The sequence below is a fragment of the Dankookia rubra genome (genome assembly GCF_004355005.1).
In the GTDB taxonomy this organism is placed as follows: domain Bacteria; phylum Pseudomonadota; class Alphaproteobacteria; order Acetobacterales; family Acetobacteraceae; genus Paracraurococcus; species Paracraurococcus ruber_A.
The window spans coordinates 26234-46596 of the sequence record NZ_SMSJ01000045.1; the positions used below are offsets into that span (position 1 = coordinate 26234).

General features: G+C 66.1%; 19 protein-coding genes and 6 pseudogenes. 13 read left to right on the plus strand and 12 right to left on the minus strand.

Going from position 1 to position 20363, the window contains the following annotated elements; translation table 11 throughout:
- Nucleotides 1-600 precede the first annotated feature (600 nt).
- Nucleotides 601-1869: an IS256 family transposase gene (locus E2C06_RS23925; RefSeq protein WP_133291116.1), complete on the minus strand. Its 1269-nt coding sequence runs from the start codon at nt 1867-1869 to the stop codon at nt 601-603.
- Between the two features lie 217 nt (nt 1870-2086).
- Nucleotides 2087-2749: pseudogene (locus tag E2C06_RS23930) on the minus strand (IS630 family transposase); the annotation flags it as partial.
- Nucleotides 2750-3008: 259 nt separating this feature from the next.
- Between E2C06_RS23930 and E2C06_RS23935 the strand changes: the two are divergent.
- From E2C06_RS23935 to E2C06_RS23945, 3 genes and pseudogenes are all read left to right on the plus strand, one after another.
- A pseudogene (locus E2C06_RS23935) lies at nt 3009-3206 on the plus strand (IS701 family transposase); the annotation flags it as partial.
- Between the two features lie 337 nt (nt 3207-3543).
- A complete protein-coding gene (locus E2C06_RS23940) occupies nt 3544-4059 on the plus strand; it encodes a DUF4142 domain-containing protein (RefSeq protein ID WP_133291117.1) in 516 nt (171 codons plus the stop codon).
- A 453-nt stretch (nt 4060-4512) separates the two neighbouring features.
- Nucleotides 4513-5582 (plus strand): IS630 family transposase gene (locus E2C06_RS23945; RefSeq protein WP_133291118.1). Its coding sequence is split into 2 segments (ribosomal slippage): nt 4513-5002 and nt 5002-5582, totalling 1071 coding nucleotides; the frame shifts between segments, so codons are not numbered across the junction.
- A 24-nt stretch (nt 5583-5606) separates the two neighbouring features.
- Here E2C06_RS23945 and E2C06_RS40870 read toward each other — a convergent pair.
- From E2C06_RS40870 to E2C06_RS23960, 4 genes and pseudogenes are all read right to left on the minus strand, one after another.
- Nucleotides 5607-5975: pseudogene (locus tag E2C06_RS40870) on the minus strand (PqiC family protein); the annotation flags it as partial.
- Between the two features lie 200 nt (nt 5976-6175).
- A complete protein-coding gene (locus E2C06_RS41225; RefSeq protein WP_338324228.1) occupies nt 6176-6472 on the minus strand; it encodes an Hsp20 family protein in 297 nt (98 codons plus the stop codon).
- Between the two features lie 3 nt (nt 6473-6475).
- On the minus strand, nt 6476-6682 hold the full coding sequence (locus E2C06_RS41230; RefSeq protein WP_338324229.1) for a hypothetical protein: 207 nt from the start codon (nt 6680-6682) through the stop codon (nt 6476-6478).
- A gap of 510 nt (nt 6683-7192) precedes the next feature.
- On the minus strand, nt 7193-8356 hold the full coding sequence (locus E2C06_RS23960; protein WP_241671442.1) for a hypothetical protein: 1164 nt from the start codon (nt 8354-8356) through the stop codon (nt 7193-7195).
- Between the two features lie 432 nt (nt 8357-8788).
- Between E2C06_RS23960 and E2C06_RS23965 the strand changes: the two genes are divergently transcribed.
- Nucleotides 8789-9685 (plus strand): recombinase family protein, encoded by an 897-nt coding sequence (locus E2C06_RS23965; RefSeq protein WP_206664671.1) that lies wholly within the window; start codon nt 8789-8791, stop codon nt 9683-9685.
- Between the two features lie 302 nt (nt 9686-9987).
- Here the strand turns inward: E2C06_RS23965 and E2C06_RS23970 are convergent, their stop codons facing one another.
- Nucleotides 9988-10236, minus strand: coding sequence for a hypothetical protein (locus E2C06_RS23970; RefSeq protein WP_133291120.1), 249 nt, complete (start codon nt 10234-10236; stop codon nt 9988-9990).
- Nucleotides 10237-10937: 701 nt separating this feature from the next.
- On the opposite strand from E2C06_RS23970, the gene E2C06_RS23980 reads away from it, so the two are divergent.
- Nucleotides 10938-11933 (plus strand): replication protein RepA, encoded by a 996-nt coding sequence (locus E2C06_RS23980; RefSeq protein ID WP_133291122.1) that lies wholly within the window; start codon nt 10938-10940, stop codon nt 11931-11933.
- A 149-nt stretch (nt 11934-12082) separates the two neighbouring features.
- Here E2C06_RS23980 and E2C06_RS23985 read toward each other — a convergent pair whose 3' ends face one another.
- Nucleotides 12083-12403 carry a hypothetical protein gene (locus E2C06_RS23985; protein WP_133291123.1) on the minus strand — a complete coding sequence of 107 codons (321 nt, stop codon included), beginning with the start codon at nt 12401-12403 and terminating at the stop codon, nt 12083-12085.
- Between the two features lie 619 nt (nt 12404-13022).
- On the opposite strand from E2C06_RS23985, the gene E2C06_RS23990 reads away from it, so the two are divergent.
- The gene (locus E2C06_RS23990) at nt 13023-13673 is read left to right on the plus strand and encodes a ParA family protein (protein WP_241671443.1); all 651 of its coding nucleotides are present in this window, start codon (nt 13023-13025) and stop codon (nt 13671-13673) included.
- On the plus strand, nt 13670-14380 hold the full coding sequence (locus tag E2C06_RS23995; protein ID WP_133291125.1) for a hypothetical protein: 711 nt from the start codon (nt 13670-13672) through the stop codon (nt 14378-14380). The genes E2C06_RS23990 and E2C06_RS23995 overlap by 4 nt, the downstream gene beginning before the upstream one ends.
- 298 nt (nt 14381-14678) lie before the next feature.
- Here the strand turns inward: E2C06_RS23995 and E2C06_RS38845 are convergent, their stop codons facing one another.
- Both E2C06_RS38845 and E2C06_RS40875 read right to left on the minus strand, forming a co-directional pair.
- Nucleotides 14679-15035, minus strand: coding sequence for a transposase (locus E2C06_RS38845; RefSeq protein ID WP_206664672.1), 357 nt, complete (start codon nt 15033-15035; stop codon nt 14679-14681).
- Nucleotides 15036-15784: 749 nt separating this feature from the next.
- A pseudogene (locus tag E2C06_RS40875) lies at nt 15785-16027 on the minus strand (DDE-type integrase/transposase/recombinase); the annotation flags it as partial.
- A 63-nt stretch (nt 16028-16090) separates the two neighbouring features.
- Between E2C06_RS40875 and E2C06_RS24010 the strand changes: the two are divergent.
- Nucleotides 16091-17400: pseudogene (locus tag E2C06_RS24010) on the plus strand (IS3 family transposase).
- Here E2C06_RS24010 and E2C06_RS24015 read toward each other — a convergent pair.
- A complete protein-coding gene (locus E2C06_RS24015; protein WP_133291127.1) occupies nt 17364-18044 on the minus strand; it encodes an IS6 family transposase in 681 nt (226 codons plus the stop codon). The pseudogene E2C06_RS24010 and the gene E2C06_RS24015 overlap by 37 nt on opposite strands.
- A gap of 89 nt (nt 18045-18133) precedes the next feature.
- Between E2C06_RS24015 and E2C06_RS40395 the strand changes: the two genes are divergently transcribed.
- The 5 genes and pseudogenes from E2C06_RS40395 to E2C06_RS24030 all read left to right on the plus strand — a co-directional run bounded on the left by E2C06_RS40395 (nt 18134) and on the right by E2C06_RS24030 (nt 19955).
- The gene (locus E2C06_RS40395) at nt 18134-18265 is read left to right on the plus strand and encodes a hypothetical protein (protein WP_277751867.1); all 132 of its coding nucleotides are present in this window, start codon (nt 18134-18136) and stop codon (nt 18263-18265) included.
- A 154-nt stretch (nt 18266-18419) separates the two neighbouring features.
- Nucleotides 18420-18728: pseudogene (locus E2C06_RS40880) on the plus strand (AAA family ATPase); the annotation flags it as partial.
- A gap of 88 nt (nt 18729-18816) precedes the next feature.
- The gene (locus E2C06_RS39695) at nt 18817-19077 is read left to right on the plus strand and encodes a hypothetical protein (protein ID WP_241671444.1); all 261 of its coding nucleotides are present in this window, start codon (nt 18817-18819) and stop codon (nt 19075-19077) included.
- Nucleotides 19070-19321: a hypothetical protein gene (locus E2C06_RS24025; protein ID WP_133291129.1), complete on the plus strand. Its 252-nt coding sequence runs from the start codon at nt 19070-19072 to the stop codon at nt 19319-19321. The genes E2C06_RS39695 and E2C06_RS24025 overlap by 8 nt, the downstream gene beginning before the upstream one ends.
- A 10-nt stretch (nt 19322-19331) precedes the next feature.
- Nucleotides 19332-19955, plus strand: coding sequence for a hypothetical protein (locus E2C06_RS24030; RefSeq protein ID WP_133291130.1), 624 nt, complete (start codon nt 19332-19334; stop codon nt 19953-19955).
- Here the strand turns inward: E2C06_RS24030 and E2C06_RS24035 are convergent.
- Nucleotides 19939-20133 (minus strand): hypothetical protein, encoded by a 195-nt coding sequence (locus E2C06_RS24035; protein ID WP_133291131.1) that lies wholly within the window; start codon nt 20131-20133, stop codon nt 19939-19941. The genes E2C06_RS24030 and E2C06_RS24035 overlap by 17 nt on opposite strands.
- Between the last annotated feature and the right edge of the window lie 230 nt (nt 20134-20363).

The following is a 20363-nucleotide window of genomic DNA, read 5'->3' on the forward strand; positions in this document are numbered from 1 at the left end:
GCAGCCCGCCAGCCGGAAGCAAGCCTTGCATGGGCGCGGGCAACGACGCTCGTGAAGCGTAGGCAGCGGAGACCAAAGCCCGGGGTTGAGCCCCGATATGTGACCCGCTGGAGCCTTCGGTGTGTTGGACCCGGGGGCAGCACCGGCAGGACCGCCATGGCGAGGTCCTGCTGGTCCGGCCGGGGTCCGAGAGCCGGGCAAAGGTCTGGGATGGAACGTCAGGAAACCTGTGAGATCCCTTGTAGGTCCTCAGGCAGAGTGCCGGACAGGGCAGCCCGGCTCATCAAGGCCCAGGCCCGGACGCGGATCCCTGCCGCGCCGGGAGCGCTTCGGCGAGCACGAAGACAGGGAAGCCTGGGGAGCCTGGAACCGAACCCATAAGGGACCGGGACATGCCTGCGAGGGAAGTCGTAGCGCCTTCATAGTACCTGCGAAGTCGGGGAACCGGGCTCGCTGGGACCCGACGGAGGGAAGGGAGGCGTCACGGGGAGAGAGCCGGTGGCGGGAAACGTGGGAGGGGACACTGAACCCCACAAACCTGTCCACAGAACGCCAGCGGATAGCCGATCGAGCTATGCCGGAATCTGGGTGACGCGGTGATCAGGCGGCGTCCTGCGCTGGCGTGATGATGACCTCGACGCCGTCCCTGAATGTGACGCCCTGGATGACCTTGGGCAACTGGTTCTCTCCCTTCAGCTTGCGCCAGGTCTTGGCGGCGGCCATCACGAGCTTGAACACCATCAGCCGGGCCGTGTCCTGCGACAGCGCGCCCTTGGTCCGCACCGTGCGGTGCCGGACCGTGGCAAACACGCTCTCGATCGGGTTGGACGTTCGCAGGTGATCCCAGTGCTCGGCAGGAAAGTCGTAGAAGGTCAGTAGGGCGTTGCGGTCCTTGAGCAGGCAGGTGACCGCCTTCTCGTATTTGGCCGCGTACTTCTCGGCGAAGGTCCCGATCGCCGCCGCGGCAGTGGTGCGATCGGGCGCCATCCAGACCTCGCGCAGGTCGGCTTTGGCTGCCGGCTGGACCGACTTCGGCAGCTTGTCCAACACGTTGGCGGTCTTGTGCACGGTGCAGCGCTGATGCCGGGTGGTCGGCGAGACCTCCTCCAGCGCCTTCCAGAAACCGAGCGCCCCGTCGCCGGTGGCCAACTCGGGCGCGATGGCCAGGCCGCGCGCCTTGAGATCGACCAGCAGCTCCCGCCAGCTCTGCGCGCTCTCGCGTATGCCGACCTGGAAGCCGAGCAGTTCCTTCCGGCCCTCCGGCGTGGCGCCGATCAGCACCAGCATGCATTCAGCCTGCGGCTCCATCCGCGCCTGTAGATAGATGCCGTCCGCCCAGATGTAGACATACCGCCGGGCCGCCAGGTCGCGCCGTTGCCAACGGGCATAATCCGCCTGCCAGGTATCCCGCAGCCGGGCGATCACCGACGGCGACAGGTTCGGGGCCGCCTTGCCCAGCAGTGCCCCAAGCGCCTCCTGGAAGTCGCCCATCGAGACCCCGCGCAGGTAGAGCACCGGCAGCAGCGCATCCAGGCTCGGCGTCCGCCGTGCCCAGCGTGGCAGGATCGCCGAGGTAAAGCGGATCCGCTCGGCCGCCGTGCCGGGACTACGGTCGCGGAGCTTCACCCGCCGCACCGCGACCGGGCCGATCCCAGTCTGCACCTGGCGCTCCGGGCCATGTCCGTGCCGCACCAGGCGCTCACGCCCGTCCGGCAGCGGCGCGCCCTTCATCGCTGCCAGGAACGCCTCGGCTTCCGCCTCGACGGCCTGGGCCAGCAGCCGGCGGGCGCCGCTCCGCAGGATAGCCGTCAGCGGATCGTCGATGGTCTCTGGCTGACGCAGGGGGACAACGGTGGTAGTGCTCGTCATGGCGTATCGCTCCTTCGGGAGGTCCTGGCAGGCTTCGTCACCCGCCTCGATACGCCGCCTTTCTCAGCCCGCCATCACCCAGTTTCGGCCGTAGCTCTAGCCGATCTACGCGTCGCCACATGATGGCGAGCGAAGCTCTCCCGTGAGGAACCGGATGCGGGAAATCTGCACGTCCGGGTCTGTGAGGGGTGGGGACGGCAACGTCCCCACCTACTCGGCGCAGTTCGCCCCTGTTGGTCACCGCCGAGACCAAGCCGACATTAGCCCGCCGGTGGCTGGGGCGAACCACCGGGGTCTCACCGCGTGGGGCGTAGCTCCGGCCGCGTACGTCGTCCGAGCGCAGGCCGCTCTCGTCACCCCAGAAGATCACTCCCTTCTCCGCCTTGGCCCGCGCCGCGATCGTCGGGTAATCCCGGCGCAGCCAGCGCCGTACCGCGGCCGGGTCCTGCTCGTAGGCCCGCCGCAGCGGCTTTTGCGGGGTGTAGCCCCAGCGCGCCAAGTAGCTGCCCATGGTCCGCACCACCACTCCGACGCCGAAGCGCTGCCAGACCAGCGCCTGCACCGCTGCCCGGCTCCAGAGCGCAAAGTCCAGCCCCAACGCATCCGGCATCTGCTGCCGGATCAGGGCCTGGACCGCCGCCTCCTGCTCTGCCGTCAGCAGACAGCCGTGTCCTGGCGCCGGCCCACGCGGCTGGCTTTTCAGCCCCGCCGGGCCACGCTCCGCAAAGCGCTTGCAAATGTCAAAGACCCCGGTCGGGGTCAGCCCGACCTGGGCCGCGATCGCCGCATAGGTCTGCCCCGCCTGGCGCAGCCCAATCACCTGCCGCCGTCGCTCCTCTTGCGCCTCCGGCGTCAGGCTCCGCATGTCTACGTGCCTCATTGCTCCGGCTATCTGAGGACAGCAGGCAGATTCCTCAAGAACACCGGAGCCAGCTCAATAATGGGTCGCGATCCACGTTCGTCGCTGCCGGACCGCGCGCTCTACAGCTTCTTTTCTCTCCTTTGATGCATTCATCGCTGTTGTGGTGGCTGTGGGCTTGTGGGCAACGCGTAGCGTTGTCCATCAAGCCACAGCCTAGCATTACAGCTGCACTCTTCCGGACCTGACGCGTTGCTCGCCTTTGCCGAGGGGTGAACTGTTGAGCGGTGCATCGATCGCGACGACGCTGGAGCTGTGGGCGTCGTCGCTGCGCGACATTAAGGCGCGGATCCGTCCCTTGTTCACCCAAGACCCGGTGGCAGCATCGGCTGGTGGGTTCCTCGATGGGCTGCTCAGCCCTGAGCGGCGCAAGACAGGCTGGATGCGGGCGGAGGCGGCGGGAGACCCTGGGCCGTGGCTCATCTTGCGGTTCGACCGAAGTTGACATCCTTCCGTCCCGACCTGCCGGCCGGCAGAGCGCCGCGCGCAAGCGCAGTCCAAGAGGCCGCGCTGCGCGCCGGCGCGCAGCGTCCTGGACGGCGCAAGCACGGCGCTACGCTTGAGTGGTCGGAACGGCTCCGTCCATCCCGCCAGGTATCCTCGCTCCCGCCGGCGATTGGGCCCTTGTGGCGGGTAGGAAGTCCCATCGGCACCACCTGTGGGGCCGCCTCCGAACCAGCGCGTGCCGTCGCCGTTGTGGCGCTTGGCGGCCAGGCTAATCGCCCAGCCGAGTATTGCGCAAAAGGAACGTCACAATGAATCGACGCGGTATCCTGCTCGGCTCAACCGGGGTCGCGACCTTCGCGCTTTCGCCCAGATTAGTCCTGGCGCAGGTGCGGACCGTGCCCCCCGTTTCAGGTACCGAGTACCTAGCCACAACGCTGATGGGCGGCACACTGGCAAAACAAACCAGCCAGCTGGCGCTGGAGCGGGCGACGAACCCGAAGGTCAAGCAGTTTGCCGGCTTCGAGATTGCCGAGCAGACCGCGCTTGCCCAAGTGCTGACCGACACTGAGAACCCGCCTCCGGTACCCCTCGACGCCAATCACTCGGGCGTGCTGCGCACGTTGCAAGCGCAGTCCGGTCCAGGCTTTGACCGTGCCTACATTCTCAGCCAGATCACGCAGCACAATGCGCTGCTGCTCGCCCAGCAGGGCTACCTGGAGAACACGAACCGCAGCACCGACACGCAGCACATTGCCGTGCTGGCACGCATGTCGATCCAGCAGCACCTGGTCATGCTGCAGGAGATTCAGCAGATGCTGACCTGACGGGCGTTGGTGCAGCGAGCCGCCGGAAACTGAGGTGGATGGCTCTACAGCGAGGCGAAGGCCGATTACCACGGGTAACGCATAACACGCGCTCGATCCCGTTTACCGCGCAAGCCTGTCGCATCCGCCTGTGGTGGTCGGCAGGCAGCGGCTGCGTGGCGCCGGTTCGGGACGCTGCGTCACACGGCGCGCAGCATGGCACAGACGGCATCGGCGAGCTGGCCCAGCGACACGCTCATAGCCGCGACGATGTCAGCCGTTGCCGTTGTGCGCGTTGGTACCTCCAACCGCACGGCCCGGGTCGGCCCGACACGCCGGTAGCCCGGGCGGCGCACCGCGGCCTGCGCCAGCAGCGTAATACCAACCCGATTTGGGACTGACTCTCCTGTGTCTTCTCGAGCCGCTGGCAGGCTGATTCGATGAGCCCTGTATCGATTCGGCAGAGAGGGCCTCATGGGTGCGGCAGTGGCGGTGACCCGGGACGAGTTTACGCCGCCGCAGCTGCGGGCGGCAGCCCGTGCGAGTGAGGATCCGGCCCAGGTCCGGCGATTGCTGGCGGTTGCGTTGGTCCTGGAGGGTGTATCGCGGCAGCAGGCGGCCGAGCAGTGCGGCATGGATCGGCAGACCCTGCGGGACTGGGTTCACCGCTATAACGAGGGCGGTGTCGCCAGCTTGCAGTCGCGGCCCAGCCCCGGCCGTACGCCACTGCTAACGCCCGAGCAGAAAGCTGAGCTGAAAACCCTGGTCGTGGCAGGGCCGGACCCGGAGCGGGATAAGGTGGTGCGGTGGCGCTGCGTCGACCTACGCGCCGAGGTCGCACGCCGGTTTGGGGTCGAGGTGCGCGAGGGCACGATTGGCGGATGGCTGCACGGGCTTGGCCTGACGCGGCTGCAGCCGCGACCGCATCACCCGAAGAAGGACGCCGCGGCGCAGGAGGCATATAAAAAAACTTTCCCGAGCTGCTGAAGACAGCGTTGCTCGGCTGCACCGCTGGTACGCCGATTGAGATCTGGTTTCAGGACGAGGCCAGAGTAGGACAGAAAGGCAGCCTGACCTACGTGTGGGCTCCCGTCGGCTCGCGCCCGGCGATGGTGCGCGACAACCGACACAGCTCGGCCTACCTGTTCGGCGCGATCTGCCCAGCCCGCGGCGTCGGCGCTGCAGTGATCACGCCGGTGGCCAATATGGCAGCGATGAACGTCCACTTGGCCGAGATCAGCACTCAGGTTGCTCCAGGCGCCCAGGCAGTCCTGCTGCTCGACCGCGCCGGCTGGCATCAGCGCGGCAAACGCCTGTGCGTTCCGGCAAACATCACCTTGCTCGATCTGCCCGCCTATAGTCCCGAGCTCAACCCAATGGAGAACGTCTGGGAATTCCTGCGCGGCAATAAACTGTCCGCCCTGGTTTGGGACACCTACGAGGCCATCGTCGATGCCTGTGTCAGCGCGTGGCACTTCCTCATTGGTGACCCAGAGCGCATCCGCTCCATCGGCACCAGGGACTGGGCATGTGTCAGTGTTTAATCGGGTTGGTATAACCTGCCCTTCCGCATTGGCGTCGAAGCGCTGCACGTCGATTTCCACCAAGGCATTCCCATCTGCCGAGAGTCCGCCTGCCTCGGTGAAGACCGTGCTGCCCGGCAGACGCTGCGTCAAATCCTCCGCCAACACGCGGCCGAGCATGTCGCCGAAGGGTTCCGCCCAGGGCGCGTCGCCCGAGAGGTCGACCCGGTAGGGTCCGGTGGAGCGGACGATCTCCGGCCGGTCCAGATAGCCGGCCAAATGATGTCCGCGCTCCGAAACGCGGATGACAATCCGCCGTTTCGACGAAGTGGCTATAGGGAGGGGCGGGCCGCCCAGTCTTCCCCAGATAGACGGCCCTCGCCATCGCTGGCGCCCCCGACCGGAAGGCCGCACCCTCCGGTCACGCCGCCGAACGCACCCGCCGCCCCCTGGTTTGAGCAGTAGCGTACACAGGCCCAGCGCCGACCGAACGGATCGGCCGCAAGGCTGCTCAGCAGGGCCAGTCGCCCCCCGACCGGGGGGCTGGACAGCCCCGCCGCGTCGTCATGCGACGGGGCGAAATCGTCTGCGGTAGATTCAGTCGACCGCAGGACTTATGCGACCTTTGCCTGTCCCTCGATGTGGCGCTGCGGCTGCGGGCCGCGGAGCACTTTGTTTCCGGCACTGCCGACCTCGATGCGGCGCGGCTGCATAGCCTCGGGTATCTCGAGCTTGAGCTCGATCGTGAGCAAGCCATCGGCGAGATCCGCGCTCGCTACCTTCACATGGTCGGCCAGCTCGAAGCGGCGCTCGAAGGAGCGGCCGGCGATACCGCGATGGAGCACTTGGCGCTGTCGCTCACCGCCGTTTGCCTCGGCACGGCTCCGCCGCTCGCCAGTGACGACCAGCATATTCTACTGGGCTACCACGTTCAGGTCGTTGGGCTTGAAGCCGGCCACCGCGAGCGTGACACGGTAGCTGTCCTCGCCAGTTCGCTCGATGTCATAGGGTGGGTAGTTCTCGTCCACGCCGCCACGCATCGAATGCTGCAGCAGGTCGAACATCCGGTCGAAGCCAACGGTCGAGCGGAACAGCGGGCTGAAGTCGTACTCGGTCCTCATCTCCACATCCTCCTTGCGAAGCATCATGGATACGGGCGGCGCCAGGTCCCCCGGCAGCTCCCACCGGACCTCATCGGGGCGTTCGGCGGCCATGATGCAGGGATTGCTGGAGCGTCGTTCAAGATCCTCGCGACGGCTTATAGAGCCGGCTTGGGCTATCTTGAATCACGTAGTGGGGCGGAGGGCGCAGGTGCCCACAAAATTTACGAACTTATCCAGGTCCACCCAAGCCGGCTATATAACTGCAGCAAGGTGGCTATCGGTGGGTGGCGGGAGATGCTTTTAAGGCTGGACGTCCGCTAACGCCGGCTCGGCGAGCGGGATTAGGGGCCAGAGCAGCGGTCCACTCCCGGAAAGCTGCGGTCCTTTGAGAATCAGCGGGATGTCAGGTTTCAGCCCAACTCGCCCCTGCCACCTCCTCTGGACACGCCAGCCGATACCGGTCCGAGGCCGCCTGGCCTCGCCACTCCGGTCGTTGCCCGAATCCCTTCGGCCACCATCCGAGACCCCTCATCCAGCAGCGTCGTCGTCGGCCCGTGCGGTCCCGGCCACCCGGGCGAGCCCGGCCCGCGCCTTCCGGATCGCCTCGTCCACGGCCTGCATTGCCGCTTCCAGGTCGCCGTAGTCGAAGGCGCGCCGCTCGAGCGGCCCGGCGCGCGGCAGCGACGGCGGTGGCAGGACCTCGGGCGGCTCCTCCACCACGGCCGGCAGCTCGCGCGGCCGCCCCCGCCCCCGCCCGGGTTGCGGCCGGCGCGGCGGCGCCGCCACCTGCCGCAGGGGCGCGAGGCCGGCGAGGCCGAACAGGCGACGGCTGTGGCGATGCGTCACCTCCACCACGACCTCCAGCCGGACGAGTTCGTCAAGGATGGCGCAGGCCGCCTTCACCGACATCTCCAGCGCAGCGGCCAGCGTCGTGGCCGAGACGAGCGAGACGGCAGCAAGCAGATCCACCGCCGCGGGCGCGCGCGAGGTCCTGCGCCGCCCGGCGGCCACCGCCGCCCGTGCGGTGAGCCATCGCCGCTCCATCTCGACCAGCAGGTCGAGGGCTGCCCCTGCCTCCGCAGTGACCGCCCGCAGGACTGCGGGAATCCAGAACGCCGGATCCCAGGGCTGGTCGGGCCCGAGCGCGGCCGCCCCGGTGATCGGCAGCGGGGCACGAAGCACGCCCACCGTGCCCCAGCGTCGCACCAGTGCGGCACGCAGCGGCGGGCGCGTCCCGCCGCGCTCGAGCCAGAGCCAGGCGCCCCAGGCGGCATCAAGCAGCGGGACGCCGTAAGGGCACTGCCCTTCGAGCGCGGCCAGGGCGACCAGGACCTGGTCCTCCGCGTCGCCGTCAGGTGCTGCGAGCCAGCGGTGGTAGTCGAGGGCAAGGCGCGCGGCGTCCTGGAGCGCGCCCGCGTCCCTCACCCACTCGCTGTCCCGAATGGCCCGCAGCGGCAGGCCTTCCAGCGTGGCGGCGAGATGCCAGGGATCGATCAGGTGCCCGTCCGCGGCAGCCTGGCGCCGGGCCGCGTCGAGCCGGGTTCGGTGCAGCAGGGCCGGCAGCAGGGGATGGAGGGTGGTGGCCGAGTCGAGCCGCGCGAGCGCGGCGCTGGCTGCGGCAAGAGCCGCCAGCAGGGTCGGGTCTCCGAGGTGTGGGGGCGCGTCAGGCCGTTTGCTCGATAGCAGCGACACCGAGGGCCTCCTTCCCCTGCGATCAGCGCTCATTTACCTTGAAATAGGCTTAGGTTCAAATCGTCCCTTTATTGGGACCGGCTACACCTTAGGCGCTCCGCCGCAAGGTGCCACGGTGCCTGTCGAGGCCCTTGGCATCGCCGCAAAGCAGATTTCAGAGCTGAAAGCCGGGCCGTACAGCGCGCCACGAACGCCAGGGCACGACGCCCCGGACGCGGCAGAATGCTGGTCCGACAAGGGTTTGAGCGTGGACCCACGGCGGCGCCCCGGTGCCCACCTAGGGCGCCTCGGCGGCAGGCTGGGGCAGGTGGTCGGGCTTCGGCTTGGGCTCTTGATGCGCGACTAAAGGACCGTTTCCCGGCATCTTGCTGCATTTGACAAACCGCCCCGCCAGGGCCCATGCCGTTCCGGATGCAGGCAGGACATCGTCCGATGGCGCTGGTCGGCTACGCGCGCGTGAGCACCGAGGACCAGGCCACGGCGCGCCAGCTCGACGAGCTTAGCGCCGCCGGCTGCCGTGAGGTGGCCGAGGAGCACGCCTCGGGCGGCGACCGCGACCGGCCCGTGCTGGCCCGCACCCTCGCCCGCCTCAAGCCCGGCGACACCCTCGTGGTAGTCTCGCTCGACCGTCTCGCCCGCTCGCTGTCGCACCTGCTTGGGGTGCTCGAGGACCTGCAGGCCCGCGGCGCGCACTTCCGCTCGCTCCGCGACCCGGTCGACACGGCCAGCCCGCAGGGCCTGTTCACACTGCAGGTCCTCGGCGCCGCTGCGCAACTCGAACGCGCGCTCATCCGCGAACGCACCCGCAGCGGCATGCGCGCCGCCGCCGCCCGCGGCAGCCGGCCCGGCAACCCCGGCCTGCGGGCCGGTGATCCGGCGGCCCGGCGGGCGACCTCGGAGGCACGCCGGGCGTCCTACCTCGCCCGACTGGTGGCCGGCGCCGATGCCTGGCTGCCGGCGGTGCAGCGGCTGCGGACGGATGGCCGCGCCTGGGACGATGTCGTCCGCTACCTCAATGCCCGCCGCGCCCTGGGGGCGCCGCCCTGGACCTCGGAACGCCTCGTCCGGGCGGTGCGGCGGATGGTGGCGGAAGGCCTGGCTGAGCCCGCGCTGCTCGCCGCGGCCCGGCCGGCCCCAGCCCCCGACCGGCTGCTGGCCGTCGTGGCCGGCATCCTCCGGTCCGACCCGGGCGCCACACTGCGCCAGATCGGCGCGCGGCTGGAGGCGATCCGCGAGCCGACGCCGCGCGGCGGTGCGACTTGGCAGCCGGGATCGGTGGCACATGTCGTCGCCCGCGCCAGGAAGGCCGGCCTGTTGCCCGGCCCGTAGCAGGCGCGACCGACAGCGTGCCGATCAACCGACCGCAATGTCGGCCAGAGCAGATTAGTCGCATCAATGAGGAACCGCGACACATCCGTTGGAGAGGGGGAAGCGCGGAGATCTCGTGTCAGCGGAGTGCTGCGGGAGACCCTTTGCAGCGCTAGGAGGGCGGTAATGGGGCGTGAGCGCGAGAGCCCGGCGTTCGGGAGGAAGGGTCTGACCGGCAGGGGCAATCCCAACGTCACGGCCAAACCGTAGCAGACGAACGACCGACGGCGGCACCGGGCCCCTCACCAAGCTCATCCCATCCCCTACTGGAGGCAAGTGTCCGGCAGCGCAACGTTCAGCCCGAGCCGCTCGGCCACGGCTTGCAGCGCGGCAACATCGCCAGCGCGCCATTGCCGACGGGTCAGCAGCCCTGCCGCCTCGGCAGCGGGCATGCCTACCGCGGCACCGATCGCCACCGGTGTGGTCACGCCCATGTCCTCCAGGTAGGTGTTGATCCTGTATCGCAGGCGGATGGCGATCAACCGATCGGCCTGCCGGGTGGGGTCGCGCATGCCCCTGCCCTACTGCTTTGCGGTGACGACGGCCAGCACCCTCCCGGTGCAGCGCTACGCGTCGGTCCAATCATCACTCCGACCTGAGAGGCACCAAAGCCAGGGAGACCAGGCGCCGGGACCATTGCCACAGCATTCAGCCAAGCGGATGTGGTACCTGGTGCAGTGCCGGCCATTCGCCAGGGTTTCATCTGCAGCACCGCCTCGGCGACAATGCGCAGGAAGTGACCACCCCGTTCTTTCGCCAGCAGATTCAACAGGGGCAGTCTGGGCTCGGTCATCGGGTTCTCGACCGGTCAGGAGTAGGAATCTTGCGTCTCCACCCGCCCGCCAAGTCCGATGGTCGTCCAAGCCCTCCACCCCGGCGGACCCGGAATTTCAATCACCTCAGCAGATGTCGCCCAACGTCTTGGGCTCAGTCCGGCATCGGGTCAGACGAGCACGAGTCGAGTCGGCCGATGCGGGTGGGGGGATCACTCACCCAGGATCACTCCACAGGCTGGTCAGTTATCCCGGGGGGAACACTCACCGATTTGGGGGGATTCCTCACCGAATCGAGGTTATCCCCGGGGAGATCACTCACCTACTCAACTAGACTAAGATTCAACACTCTTCCAATAGCCCTGTGAGTAATCCCCCCATTGACCATGCCGTGGTTGCAAGGCTTCGGTGTTGTACGAATGGCAGTTGGAGCTTGAACCATGGGCATTGAGGAGGAGCCGGACCACGGGGCACGTCGTCTCGTACTCGTCCATGGTCGTGAACAAGCCCGACAAATGGTCGAGCCCGAACACAAGCGGCTGGTTGATATAGCCGCTGAAGTCATGGCCGACGAGGCAGCGAAAATCGGTATTACCTACACCGGCTTCTGCCTAACTGGCTTGCCGCACAAACGGCTCAAAGACGATCAGCCTTGGGAAAAGCGCGGGCATCGCGTAATTCTTTCGATCGAGCCGGGCCGACTGCGGGTCGGTCTGGGAGCAGCGAAGCTATTCGGCGTTCCATACGGCGCGCGTGCCCGCATGATCCTGCTCTATTTGCAAACCCAGGCAGTTCGGACCGGCTCTCGCGAAGTAGAGCTCGGCCGGAGCATGCGTGATTGGCTAAGTAGGATGGGTCTCTCCTGGGGAGGCGAAACTGGCAAGGCACTCCGCGAGCAAGCGGCCCGCATCGCGGCATGTTCGCTCAAGTTCTACTGGGAAGGAGACAACGCGAGCGGGTTCGACAAAGGCGGTTTCGTCCGATCCGGTCTGCGGTTTCACCGGGCCAGTGATGACGGCCGACAGACCGATCTGTGGGAAGACCGTGTTGTTCTCGATGAAGTTTTTTATGAGACGCTGCGAAAGCACCCCGTTCCGCTCCGCGAGGCAGCATTGCGTGAACTCTCGGATCGTTCTACGAGCCTCGACGTCTATATTTGGCTGGCCTATCGCCTCCATACTCTTAAGGGACCCACGCCAGTACGCTGGGCTGCGCTCCGGGAGCAGTTTGGTACCGGATATGCAAAAATTAGCGCTTTCAGGCGCGACTTTCTGACTGCGCTCGGACAGGCCGTGTCTGCCTATCCAGAGGCTCGTGTGGAACTAGCCGACGAAGGAGTCATGCTTTACCCGTCGCGTCCCCCAGTTGCACCGCGGCTGATTGCGGTGAGTGGTCCCCCAACTCAGGACGGCCACTCCGCTGTTCGCCGCCGGTGAGTAATCCCCCCATCCCTGAAACCAGCCAAGGGCGTGCGGGAGCCAGTCCGTGGCCACGACGCTGTAGAATGGAGCATCAGAACTAGACTACGCCAGCTACATTAAGACCTCGATGCCCCGGTCTAGCAACTTGCTCTCGGCAGGCTGTTTCACACGCGTCTAATCACTGTAGTGAGGGTGCTCACTCGAAGTAAGTCCTGGCCTGAACCAGGTCGATCCGATGAGGATGGCGGCAGGATGCGGCGCCAATCCTTGAGGCTTCGGATGGTACGCTCGACGATGTTGCGGGCCTTCCGGTTGAAGGGCTGCGGGTACTTGCGAGTGAACTTGTTCGGGATCAGCGGCGCGGTGATGCGCTCAGTCAGAAAGGGGCGCAGACCATTACTGTGGTAGGCGCTGTCGGACAGGAGGTGGATATTGGTCCCCCAACTGGCGCGCGAGCAGCCTATGGCTTGGCGCTCGACATCCATTTTCCGTCGGCTGCCGAACGGTTTGCCTTAGTGGTGGTGCCATCGATCAACTGCAGCCCGCCAGGGGTCGGCTCAGCCAAGGACGGCCAGCATGCCGGACCAGAGGCCGCGACCGAGTTCTCCACCAGGTGCAGTTGCAGCGGCACGGCGGCGCTTCCATGCAAAGCATTAGCCGCCTGAGTTGAGCGGTGAGTGATCCCCCCACCTGAAGTCCATAGCTCTGAGAAGCGTTCGCTAGGTTGCACTATCGCTTGGCTAACTGCCGCAAGAGCGGCCGTCCGACATTTATGATTTCCGCCTAAGCGACTAGCAATCATTAGATCGGCATCGGATAGGGCCGACCTCTATGCTCCTTGACCGCTGTAGGTCCAGGTTGCCGTAGCGCGCGCCAGTTCCAAATTCTGGAATCCCATGCTGGTTGAGCTGAACGCTGAACGCTGGACGCGAGCCTACTAGGGTTTCCACAGCGCCAGACCTTCATAATGATATCGAATTCAGTTTTGCATGCAAAACTTGCGTTGCTTGATCGCTGCGCCGATGATCTGCCGCAGGGGTGATGATCGGGGGATCTAACATGCGAGCAACGGGAGCGACCAAACGGCCGCCTGGGGGGCGGATCGTGCTCTTGTCCTCGCCGAAGGGCGGAACAGGTAAGAGCTCACTGGCACGCAACCTCCTCGTCTGCGGCGCCCAGGCTGGGCTTAATGTGCTCGGGATCGACTTCGATCGCCAGAGCACCTTGCACAAGTGGTTCCTTCGGCGAGAGAGGCTACGCGAAGGCATTCCCGAAGCTCCCCGTGTCGAAGTCCGACCGGCAGCACTCGCCGATTGGCGTAGGGTGCTTGACGAGACCGCGGCTTATGACCTCGTTGTTCTTGATACGCCGCCCAGCATAGAGGACCATTACAACGCGGCAGTAGGCTTGGCTGGTGCATCCCACCTGGTTCTCGTGCCATGTGGCCAGACACAGGACGACATAGACAGCGTCAGTCCTTGGATGGCAACGCTCGTCAAGTCGGGCGTGTCTGCGGCATTCGTTCTGAACAAGGCCAACCGCAGGACCAAGAGTTACGAAGCTGCGCGCGGGCGGCTACTTAAGGTGGGAGCGCTTGCACCCGTCGAGATACCGGCGTTGGAAGACATCCATCTTACGGCCGGAAAGGGCTTGTCGGTCCTCGATGTCAAAGGCGCGAAAGCCACTGAGAGCTTTGACGCCCTCTGGTCCTACATCGCTCGGGAAGCCGGCCTTCAGCTCGGGTTAGCCGCATGAGCACACTCTCCCGCCGCCGGCTTAAAGAAATTGCTATTGAGGACGATCCCCCCGAGGGCGCCCTTCCTGACCCTCGGCAGCAAGACATTGGGCGGTTCATCACGGTCAACGGAGACGTCCTCGACACCGTTCGAGAGGTTTTCCAAGGTACGGCACTGGCTGACGACCCTGCCAAGGTTCGGGCGCTGCTGCAGGCACGCGGACAAGTCGCCGAGGCGTGGAGCAACGCAAAGGCCGCCTACTTAGAGTGCGGCCGCGCACTGCTCGCAGTCGATGAGGTGCTAGACGACACGGAGCGGGACGCACTGCGCCGCGGCTTCGGTCGCCTGTTCCCCTTCAGCGAAACGGTAGCCAGCCAGTTCAGGCAGATCGCCAGGGCGGTAGATAGCGGGCGTATCCCACTGGAGGCCTGTCCAGGGTCGTATTCCACCGCCTATCAGCTTGCTTTGCTTACTCCGGCACAGCTCGAGATCGCGCAAGCGCGCGGGCTGCTCCGCCCCGACGTTTCACGGCACTTAATTCTTGCTTTTCGCCGGGAAATTCGCATCGAGCCAAACCGGATTCGTGAATCAATCGACATGCCCAAGCTCCGTGCTGAACTCCGTAGGATCGACGCTGAGGTCCGGCGGGGGCTCGAGACACTGGCGACTTTGCGCCGGCGCCGCCGAGAGATCCGCGCTGTCTTGGCCGAAGGCGCCGATAGCTAACTGTAAAAATGCCGCCGCCGAACATCTGGGGCGTTAGCCGACGCCAGTTTGATGGCACGGTTAGTCGTGTTTCATAATCGACAGGATGAACTCAGTAGGTCCAGCCCTGTCTGAAGTCAGGCTGTGGTGACAGAGATCGGGTGTCCCATCTTGCAGCATGCAATTCATGGCGCTGGTGGCAACGTTCACCGCGGTCGCCCAACGCTGGCCCGTGTGACAGCGCAGCTCATCACCGATCAGCTGCTTGAAACTGCCAATGCAGGCTGCTCTTCTGCGCCCGGTGATGCTCTGCAGAAGGTCATCCCGCTGTGTTGGCGCGCTTTGTCGCCTCGCTTGGCGTGGCCACGAAGCGCGGCGGCACGGTGACGAGTGCGTCTGGATCACGCCCGTCCAATGTAGCGGCAGCTCCTTTCTGATCGTAGGCACCACCCCCGGTGAACGAGGCCACTGGTGCTTTCGCGTTTTCGAGCGGAGGACCGATCCGAGAGCCATCATCGACGTCGTTGGTGGTCAGCGCCGCCGCGACGATCTGGCCAGTCTCGCTGTCCATGCCGATGTGCAGCTGCCGCCAGGACCGGCGTGTTTTAGTGTAATGCTTCTCCAGCAGCCACTCGCCTCCGCCGCACAGCTTCAGACTGGTGCTGTCGACCAGCAAGTGGACGGCGTCATCTTGAGTGTGCAGCCGGAGCCGCGGCACTTCCAGCGCCTCTGCCCGGAGGCAAAGGGTGGTTTTGGTCGTGCACCACCAGAGCCAGCCCGAGTAGGTGGAGCACGGAGCCTATCAGCCCTTTCATCTGGCGTAGGGCTAAGCGGAACACGGCCAAGGGTCAGCGCCGTCAGGATCGTCAGTCGGGAGTGGCAGAGTTGCTCGCCAGGGGTGGTGCGCGGTGCTGCGCGTCAGTTTTCGATGGCCGCGTCCGATAACGACCCGGTCAAGCTGCCGCGCTGGTACAGGCTGGCGTTGTACTCACGCCACTTCTGAACCTTATAGATCTGCTAGGGGATATGGTGGTGGCGATCTTGGTTCAGTTTGAATGGCAAGATGGGCACACGGAGATCAGAACAAGGGCAGGCCTCGTACGGCGGCTTGGCCTGTACCGCCACCGGCCGGGTCCGTTCACCAACGTCAGGAGCCAAGTCACCAGTTCTGCCAGGGCGAGAAATCGCAATCATTCTTGCGAACTCACGGCAGGCCCAGAGCGACGTGCGCGGTGTTCGTAATCGGCAAGGTCCGTGTACGCGACGCGCTCTGTGCCGGCCAGAACGTACACGAGTAACTGGCCACTGTGCACAAGATTCTCGACTCGATTTCGTGGAAGCCTCCAGCGTGCAGCGACTTCATCCAGGCGGTTTTGTCAGCGCTCGTGCCAAACCTGACGGCGTGAGTTGGAAGACGAGTTCGATCTACGCCGCCGTGAGAATGAGGAGCGCGATAGTGGCACGGCGGAGGTGGAGTAGGCGACGGCGGCTGGCTGGGACAGATTGATTGTGGCGGACGCGGGGGCGGAGGAAGTTGCGGAGCTCATCGTAGCCTCGACAGAAGCGCTCCGCCGCGTCGAAGCTCTTGAAGCCCCGCATACATCGTGTGCGGCCTTTGACGCCGCGGTGATCTTGTTCCATTCCGTTGTTCCTATAGGCGCTGTGGGGTGCGGCACGGTTCGATGAGACAGCCGACTGCGGTAGAGGTCACCGCAACCGGAGGTCAGACCGATGGACCAGAACCACAGCGACAAGCCCGCGGGGGCGCCGACGTGCGCCCAGAACGCTGACGCTGGCGCCCCCACGGGCGGTACCGGGCCGGAGCGTCGCAACTCCGCCCGGCGCAAGCTGGCGGCCGTTACCCGCCTGCTGCGCGGTGAGCCGCTGGAGACCCTGGCCCGGGAGCTCAACGTCACCGTCGCCCGCCTGAGCGAGTGGCGCGACCGCGCCCTGGTCGCGGCAGAGGTGGCGATGAAGGAGCGCGAGCGCGACAGCCGCGATGAGGAGTTGCTCCGTCTCAAAGCCAAGCTCGGCGAGGTCACCATGGCCAACGAACTGCTGGAGCAGAAGATCGCCGCCCTGGAGGGCGGCCGCCCTTTGGCCCGCCGGAGGTCGAGGCGGTGAGCCGGGCCGTCTCCCTGGCCACGGGCCGCGCCTACGGTCTGGCCAGGGTCGCCCGGGTCTGGCGGCTCTCCCGTGCCACAGTCTACCGCCATCGCGCGGCGCCCGACCCTGCGGCACCGGCCGGTCCGACACGCCGGGGCCCGGTAGGTGCCTGCTCTGATGCCGCGTTGCTCGAGCACATCCGCGCCCAGATCCTTGGCTCGCGCCTGCACGGCGAGGGCTACCGGAAGATCTGGGCTCGGCTGCGCTATGCCGGCATCCGCACCTCGGCCCGCCGGGTCCGGCGCCTGATGGGCCAGCACGGCCTGCTGGCGCCGCACCGGGTCGGCCGTCCCGAGCAGCGCGCCCATGACGGCACCATCACCACCACGGTGGTGGACGCGATGTGGGGGACCGACATGACCGAGACCGTGACCGTCAGAGACGGCCGGGCCCGGGTCTTCGTTGCCGTCGACCACTGCTCCGGCGAGTGCGTCGGCAACCATGCCGCCCGCTCCGGCAACCGCTTCGAGGCACTCGAGCCGGTGCGCCAGGGCGTGCTGCGCCACTTCGGCCGCATCGAGAAGGACGTGGCCAAGGGTCTCTCCCTCCGCCACGACCACGGCTCGAACTACATGTCGGGCGACTTCCAGGACGAGATCGCCTTCCTCGGCATCGAGAGCTCGCCCTCCTTCGTCCGCCAGCCCGAGGGCAACGGCGTCGCCGAGCACTTTATCCGTACCCTGAAGGAGAACTTCCTCTGGGTGCACACCTTCGACACCATCGAAGACCTGCGCCGCGGGCTGCAGGATTTCGTGGCCCATTACAACGCCACCTGGCTCGTCGCCCGGCACGGCTACCGCACCCCGAACCAGATCCGCGCCGAGCAACGCAGCCTTGCTCAGTGCCCACCGGCCAACCTACCCTTGGCCGCCTGAACAGCGCAGCCAGCTGTCTCAGCAACCGGGCGCACTACATTCCTATAGGCGCTGGTCCGATGCGCGACGCTCCGGCCGAGTGTCGCGCGGATCGCCCGCGGGTAGGAGCCGTGTCCGTCGGTGGTGACGCGCTCGGGCGTGACGCCGGTGGCGGCGTTGGCCGAGCGAAAGAAGGCCTGCGCCGCTGCCATGTCGCGGTGCTCGCCCAGCATGGTGTTGACGAGATTGCCACCACGGTCGATTGCCCGGTACAGATCGGCCCAGTGGCCGCGCACCTTGATGTAGGTTTCATCCACGTGCCAGTGCCGGCCACAGGTGCCGCCTTTGCTGTGCCGGCGCCGACGGAGTTCCTCGGACAGCACCGGCGTGAGTTTGGCTTCCCACTCGCGCACGACTTCATGGCTGAAGACGATCCCGCGCTGGAGGAACATCTCGGCCAGATCGCGCAGGGTCAGCCGGTAGCGCAGCCGCCACAGCACCACGAGGGCGATCACGTCGGAGGGGTACTGGGCGTGGTTCAGCACGGTGCCGCTGCGATCGTTGTACTGCTTGCCGCAGTCGCGGCAGCGGAACCGGCGGTAGCCCCGGGCCGTGCGCTCCGGCCGCTCTGTCACGACGGCGGAGCCGCAGGCCACGCAGTCCATCCCCGATTCCCGCTTCGCTGGTCCCGGAGCCTACCCGCCACACCTCGATTGGGCAGACGGCGCCCCTGGCGCGAGGCCTGACAAAACCCTTGCTCGACGCCGATGCCGAGGAAGCCCTGGCTCTGATTCGCCGGCGGCTCGGCTGCAAGACCGCCACCGATGCAGTTATCGCCGCCATTACGAACCAGGCGCGGCTATTGGAAGCGACCGAGGCAGCCTGACTTTCGGGGCATTGGTAAACCTCTCCCTGGTACCGCCGCGGGCCCGTGGTGGTTCCATAATGGCACCGAATGGCGTAGGCAGGCAGCACGCCGGTAATACCCAGCGTGCTACAAGGAAGCCAGCAAGACAGCCAGAAAGCCAGGAGGCAGGTCAGTGCAGATCATCACTCTCGCCAGTCGGAAAGGGGGCGCCGGCAAGACGACGGTCGCGCGCAACCTCGCCGTCGCGGCCGAACTGGCCGGCGAGGGGCCGGTTGCTCTGGTCGACATTGACCCCCAAGGCGGGCTTGCCGCTTGGTGGAACCGGCGCGAGGCGGAAACCCCCGCCTTCATCAACTGCGACACGAGCAATCTGTCGGCCGAGATCCTCCGGCTCCGATCTGCCGGGTTCGCCTATTGCATCATCGACACCCCGCCGAGCGTCGAGGACACTGCCCGGCTGGCGATCCGGCTGGCGACCCTGGCGGTGGTCCCGGTCCAGCCCTCCCCAAGGCGATCTGAACGCGATCGGCGGCACGATCGACATCGTCGAGGAAGAGGACCGCCCCCTGGTGTTCGTGGTCAGTCGCGGCACCAGGCGGGCAAAATTGACCGCCGAGGCGGCCGTGGTCCTGTCCCAGCACGGCACTGTTGCCCCGGTTACGCTGCACCAGAGCGTGGCGTTTCCATCGGCCGCGATCAGCGGCCTGGGGGCGCAGGAATACGAGCCGGCCGGCACATCAGCCGCCGAGGTCCAACAGCTCTGGACTTACATCCGTGGAAAAGTAAACAAGCAAGCTAGCAAGCCAGCCAGGAAGCCAACCCATGTCTAAGCCCGATGCCGCCTTGTCATCCGTTTCTGTGCCTCGCGCCGCGAAAGGGATGGCCCGCCCGGCGGCGCCCGCCCGGATTGCTGCGCCGCAGTCGATCAGCGAGGTCCCCCGCAAGACGATCAGCACGCGCCTGACGGTCGACGTCCAGGAGCGGCTCCGGAAGTACGCTTTCGACATGCGGCAGGACAAGCAAGTGGCGATCGAGGAGGCCTTGGACGCGTACCTGCGTCAGCACGGCTACTGAGCGCGAAGGGGTGACCTGGCTCGCCTTCGTCGCCGCCATCGTGGGTTCGCTGGCGTGGCCAACCGCCCTCGTCATCCTAGCCTTCGGTTTTCGGAGACAGATCACAACGAGTCTTGGTCGACTGACCAAGGCCAAGGGCTTCGGCGGCGAGCTGGAGTTTGCGCAGGGGCTGGACAAGGCCGAGGATCTCGCCCCTCCAGCCATCGCCAAGCAGGACGTGGTCTTGCCACTTCCGACGCAGCACGCCACCGCGACGACGGGAGAGGCCGAAAAGGCCGACGGGGAGCCGTCAGCGTCGACCTACCGGCTGAATGCGAAGCGGAGCGATCCCCCCGAATACCGGGTGATGAGCGCCTGGAATTTGCTTAGCACCGAGATTGCCAAGGTTGCAGAGATCCGCGGCGTCCCCATACCGAAAATCCTCAACAGCCGGGGGCTCAGTGCGATTGCGCCAGCCCTCGGTCTATCTGCCGACGACATCACCCAGATCGACGAACTCCGGAAACTGAGGAACCAGTCAGTGCACATCCAGGGCACGCTGACCGATTCTGATGCCAACCGTTACGAAGACTTGGTGCTGAACCTGCTCATACGCCTCGAGGACGCGGCCCGGAACATCAGGCGTGAACCATAGCGAAGCCCGGCGTGGCGTCTGTTTCGGCGACCTCTAAGCTGGCCAGATCGCTCGCAGCCCGTGGCAGGGTGAGGGGGACCGTGGCAGTCGAGGGGCGCCGCGTCATCAACTCGGCCAGGATATCTCCCAGCTCGATCCCAATATCGCCGTCAGGCGCCGGTAGGTAGGTGACAGACATCGTCGTCTCCTGGGTGTGCGTTGCGTGGCGGAACCATAGGTCAGAATGTCCTAGCGCCGTATGAAAGACAGCAAGCAAGCCAGCAAGAAGGATGCTTTAGGGGCCTGTTCTTATTAAACTGAGATGGTCCCTAGATTTCGGACAGGTGGGTAAGCTCGGTTCGCCTGTGAGAAGGACGAACCCGGATGACGGGCAAGCGGACGCGGTATTCGGCAGACTTCAAGGCGAAA

Bases quoted from the DNA above. Each gene is read 5' to 3' on its own strand.
- E2C06_RS23925 (WP_133291116.1), bottom strand. From the start codon at position 1,869: ATGACGAGCACTACCACCGTTGTCCCCCTGCGTCAGCCAGAGACCATC.
- E2C06_RS23970 (WP_133291120.1), bottom strand. From the start codon at position 10,236: ATGCGCGACCCCACCCGGCAGGCCGATCGGTTGATCGCCATCCGCCTG.
- E2C06_RS41230 (WP_338324229.1), bottom strand. From the start codon at position 6,682: ATGAGGACCGAGTACGACTTCAGCCCGCTGTTCCGCTCGACCGTTGGC.
- E2C06_RS23995 (WP_133291125.1), top strand. From the start codon at position 13,670: ATGAGCACACTCTCCCGCCGCCGGCTTAAAGAAATTGCTATTGAGGAC.
- E2C06_RS23965 (WP_206664671.1), top strand. From the start codon at position 8,789: ATGGCGCTGGTCGGCTACGCGCGCGTGAGCACCGAGGACCAGGCCACG.
- E2C06_RS23940 (WP_133291117.1), top strand. From the start codon at position 3,544: ATGAATCGACGCGGTATCCTGCTCGGCTCAACCGGGGTCGCGACCTTC.
- E2C06_RS24025 (WP_133291129.1), top strand. From the start codon at position 19,070: ATGTCTAAGCCCGATGCCGCCTTGTCATCCGTTTCTGTGCCTCGCGCC.
- E2C06_RS23985 (WP_133291123.1), bottom strand. From the start codon at position 12,403: ATGGATGTCGAGCGCCAAGCCATAGGCTGCTCGCGCGCCAGTTGGGGG.
- E2C06_RS41225 (WP_338324228.1), bottom strand. From the start codon at position 6,472: ATGCTGGTCGTCACTGGCGAGCGGCGGAGCCGTGCCGAGGCAAACGGC.
- E2C06_RS24035 (WP_133291131.1), bottom strand. From the start codon at position 20,133: ATGTCTGTCACCTACCTACCGGCGCCTGACGGCGATATTGGGATCGAG.
- E2C06_RS23980 (WP_133291122.1), top strand. From the start codon at position 10,938: ATGGGCATTGAGGAGGAGCCGGACCACGGGGCACGTCGTCTCGTACTC.
- E2C06_RS24015 (WP_133291127.1), bottom strand. From the start codon at position 18,044: ATGGACTGCGTGGCCTGCGGCTCCGCCGTCGTGACAGAGCGGCCGGAG.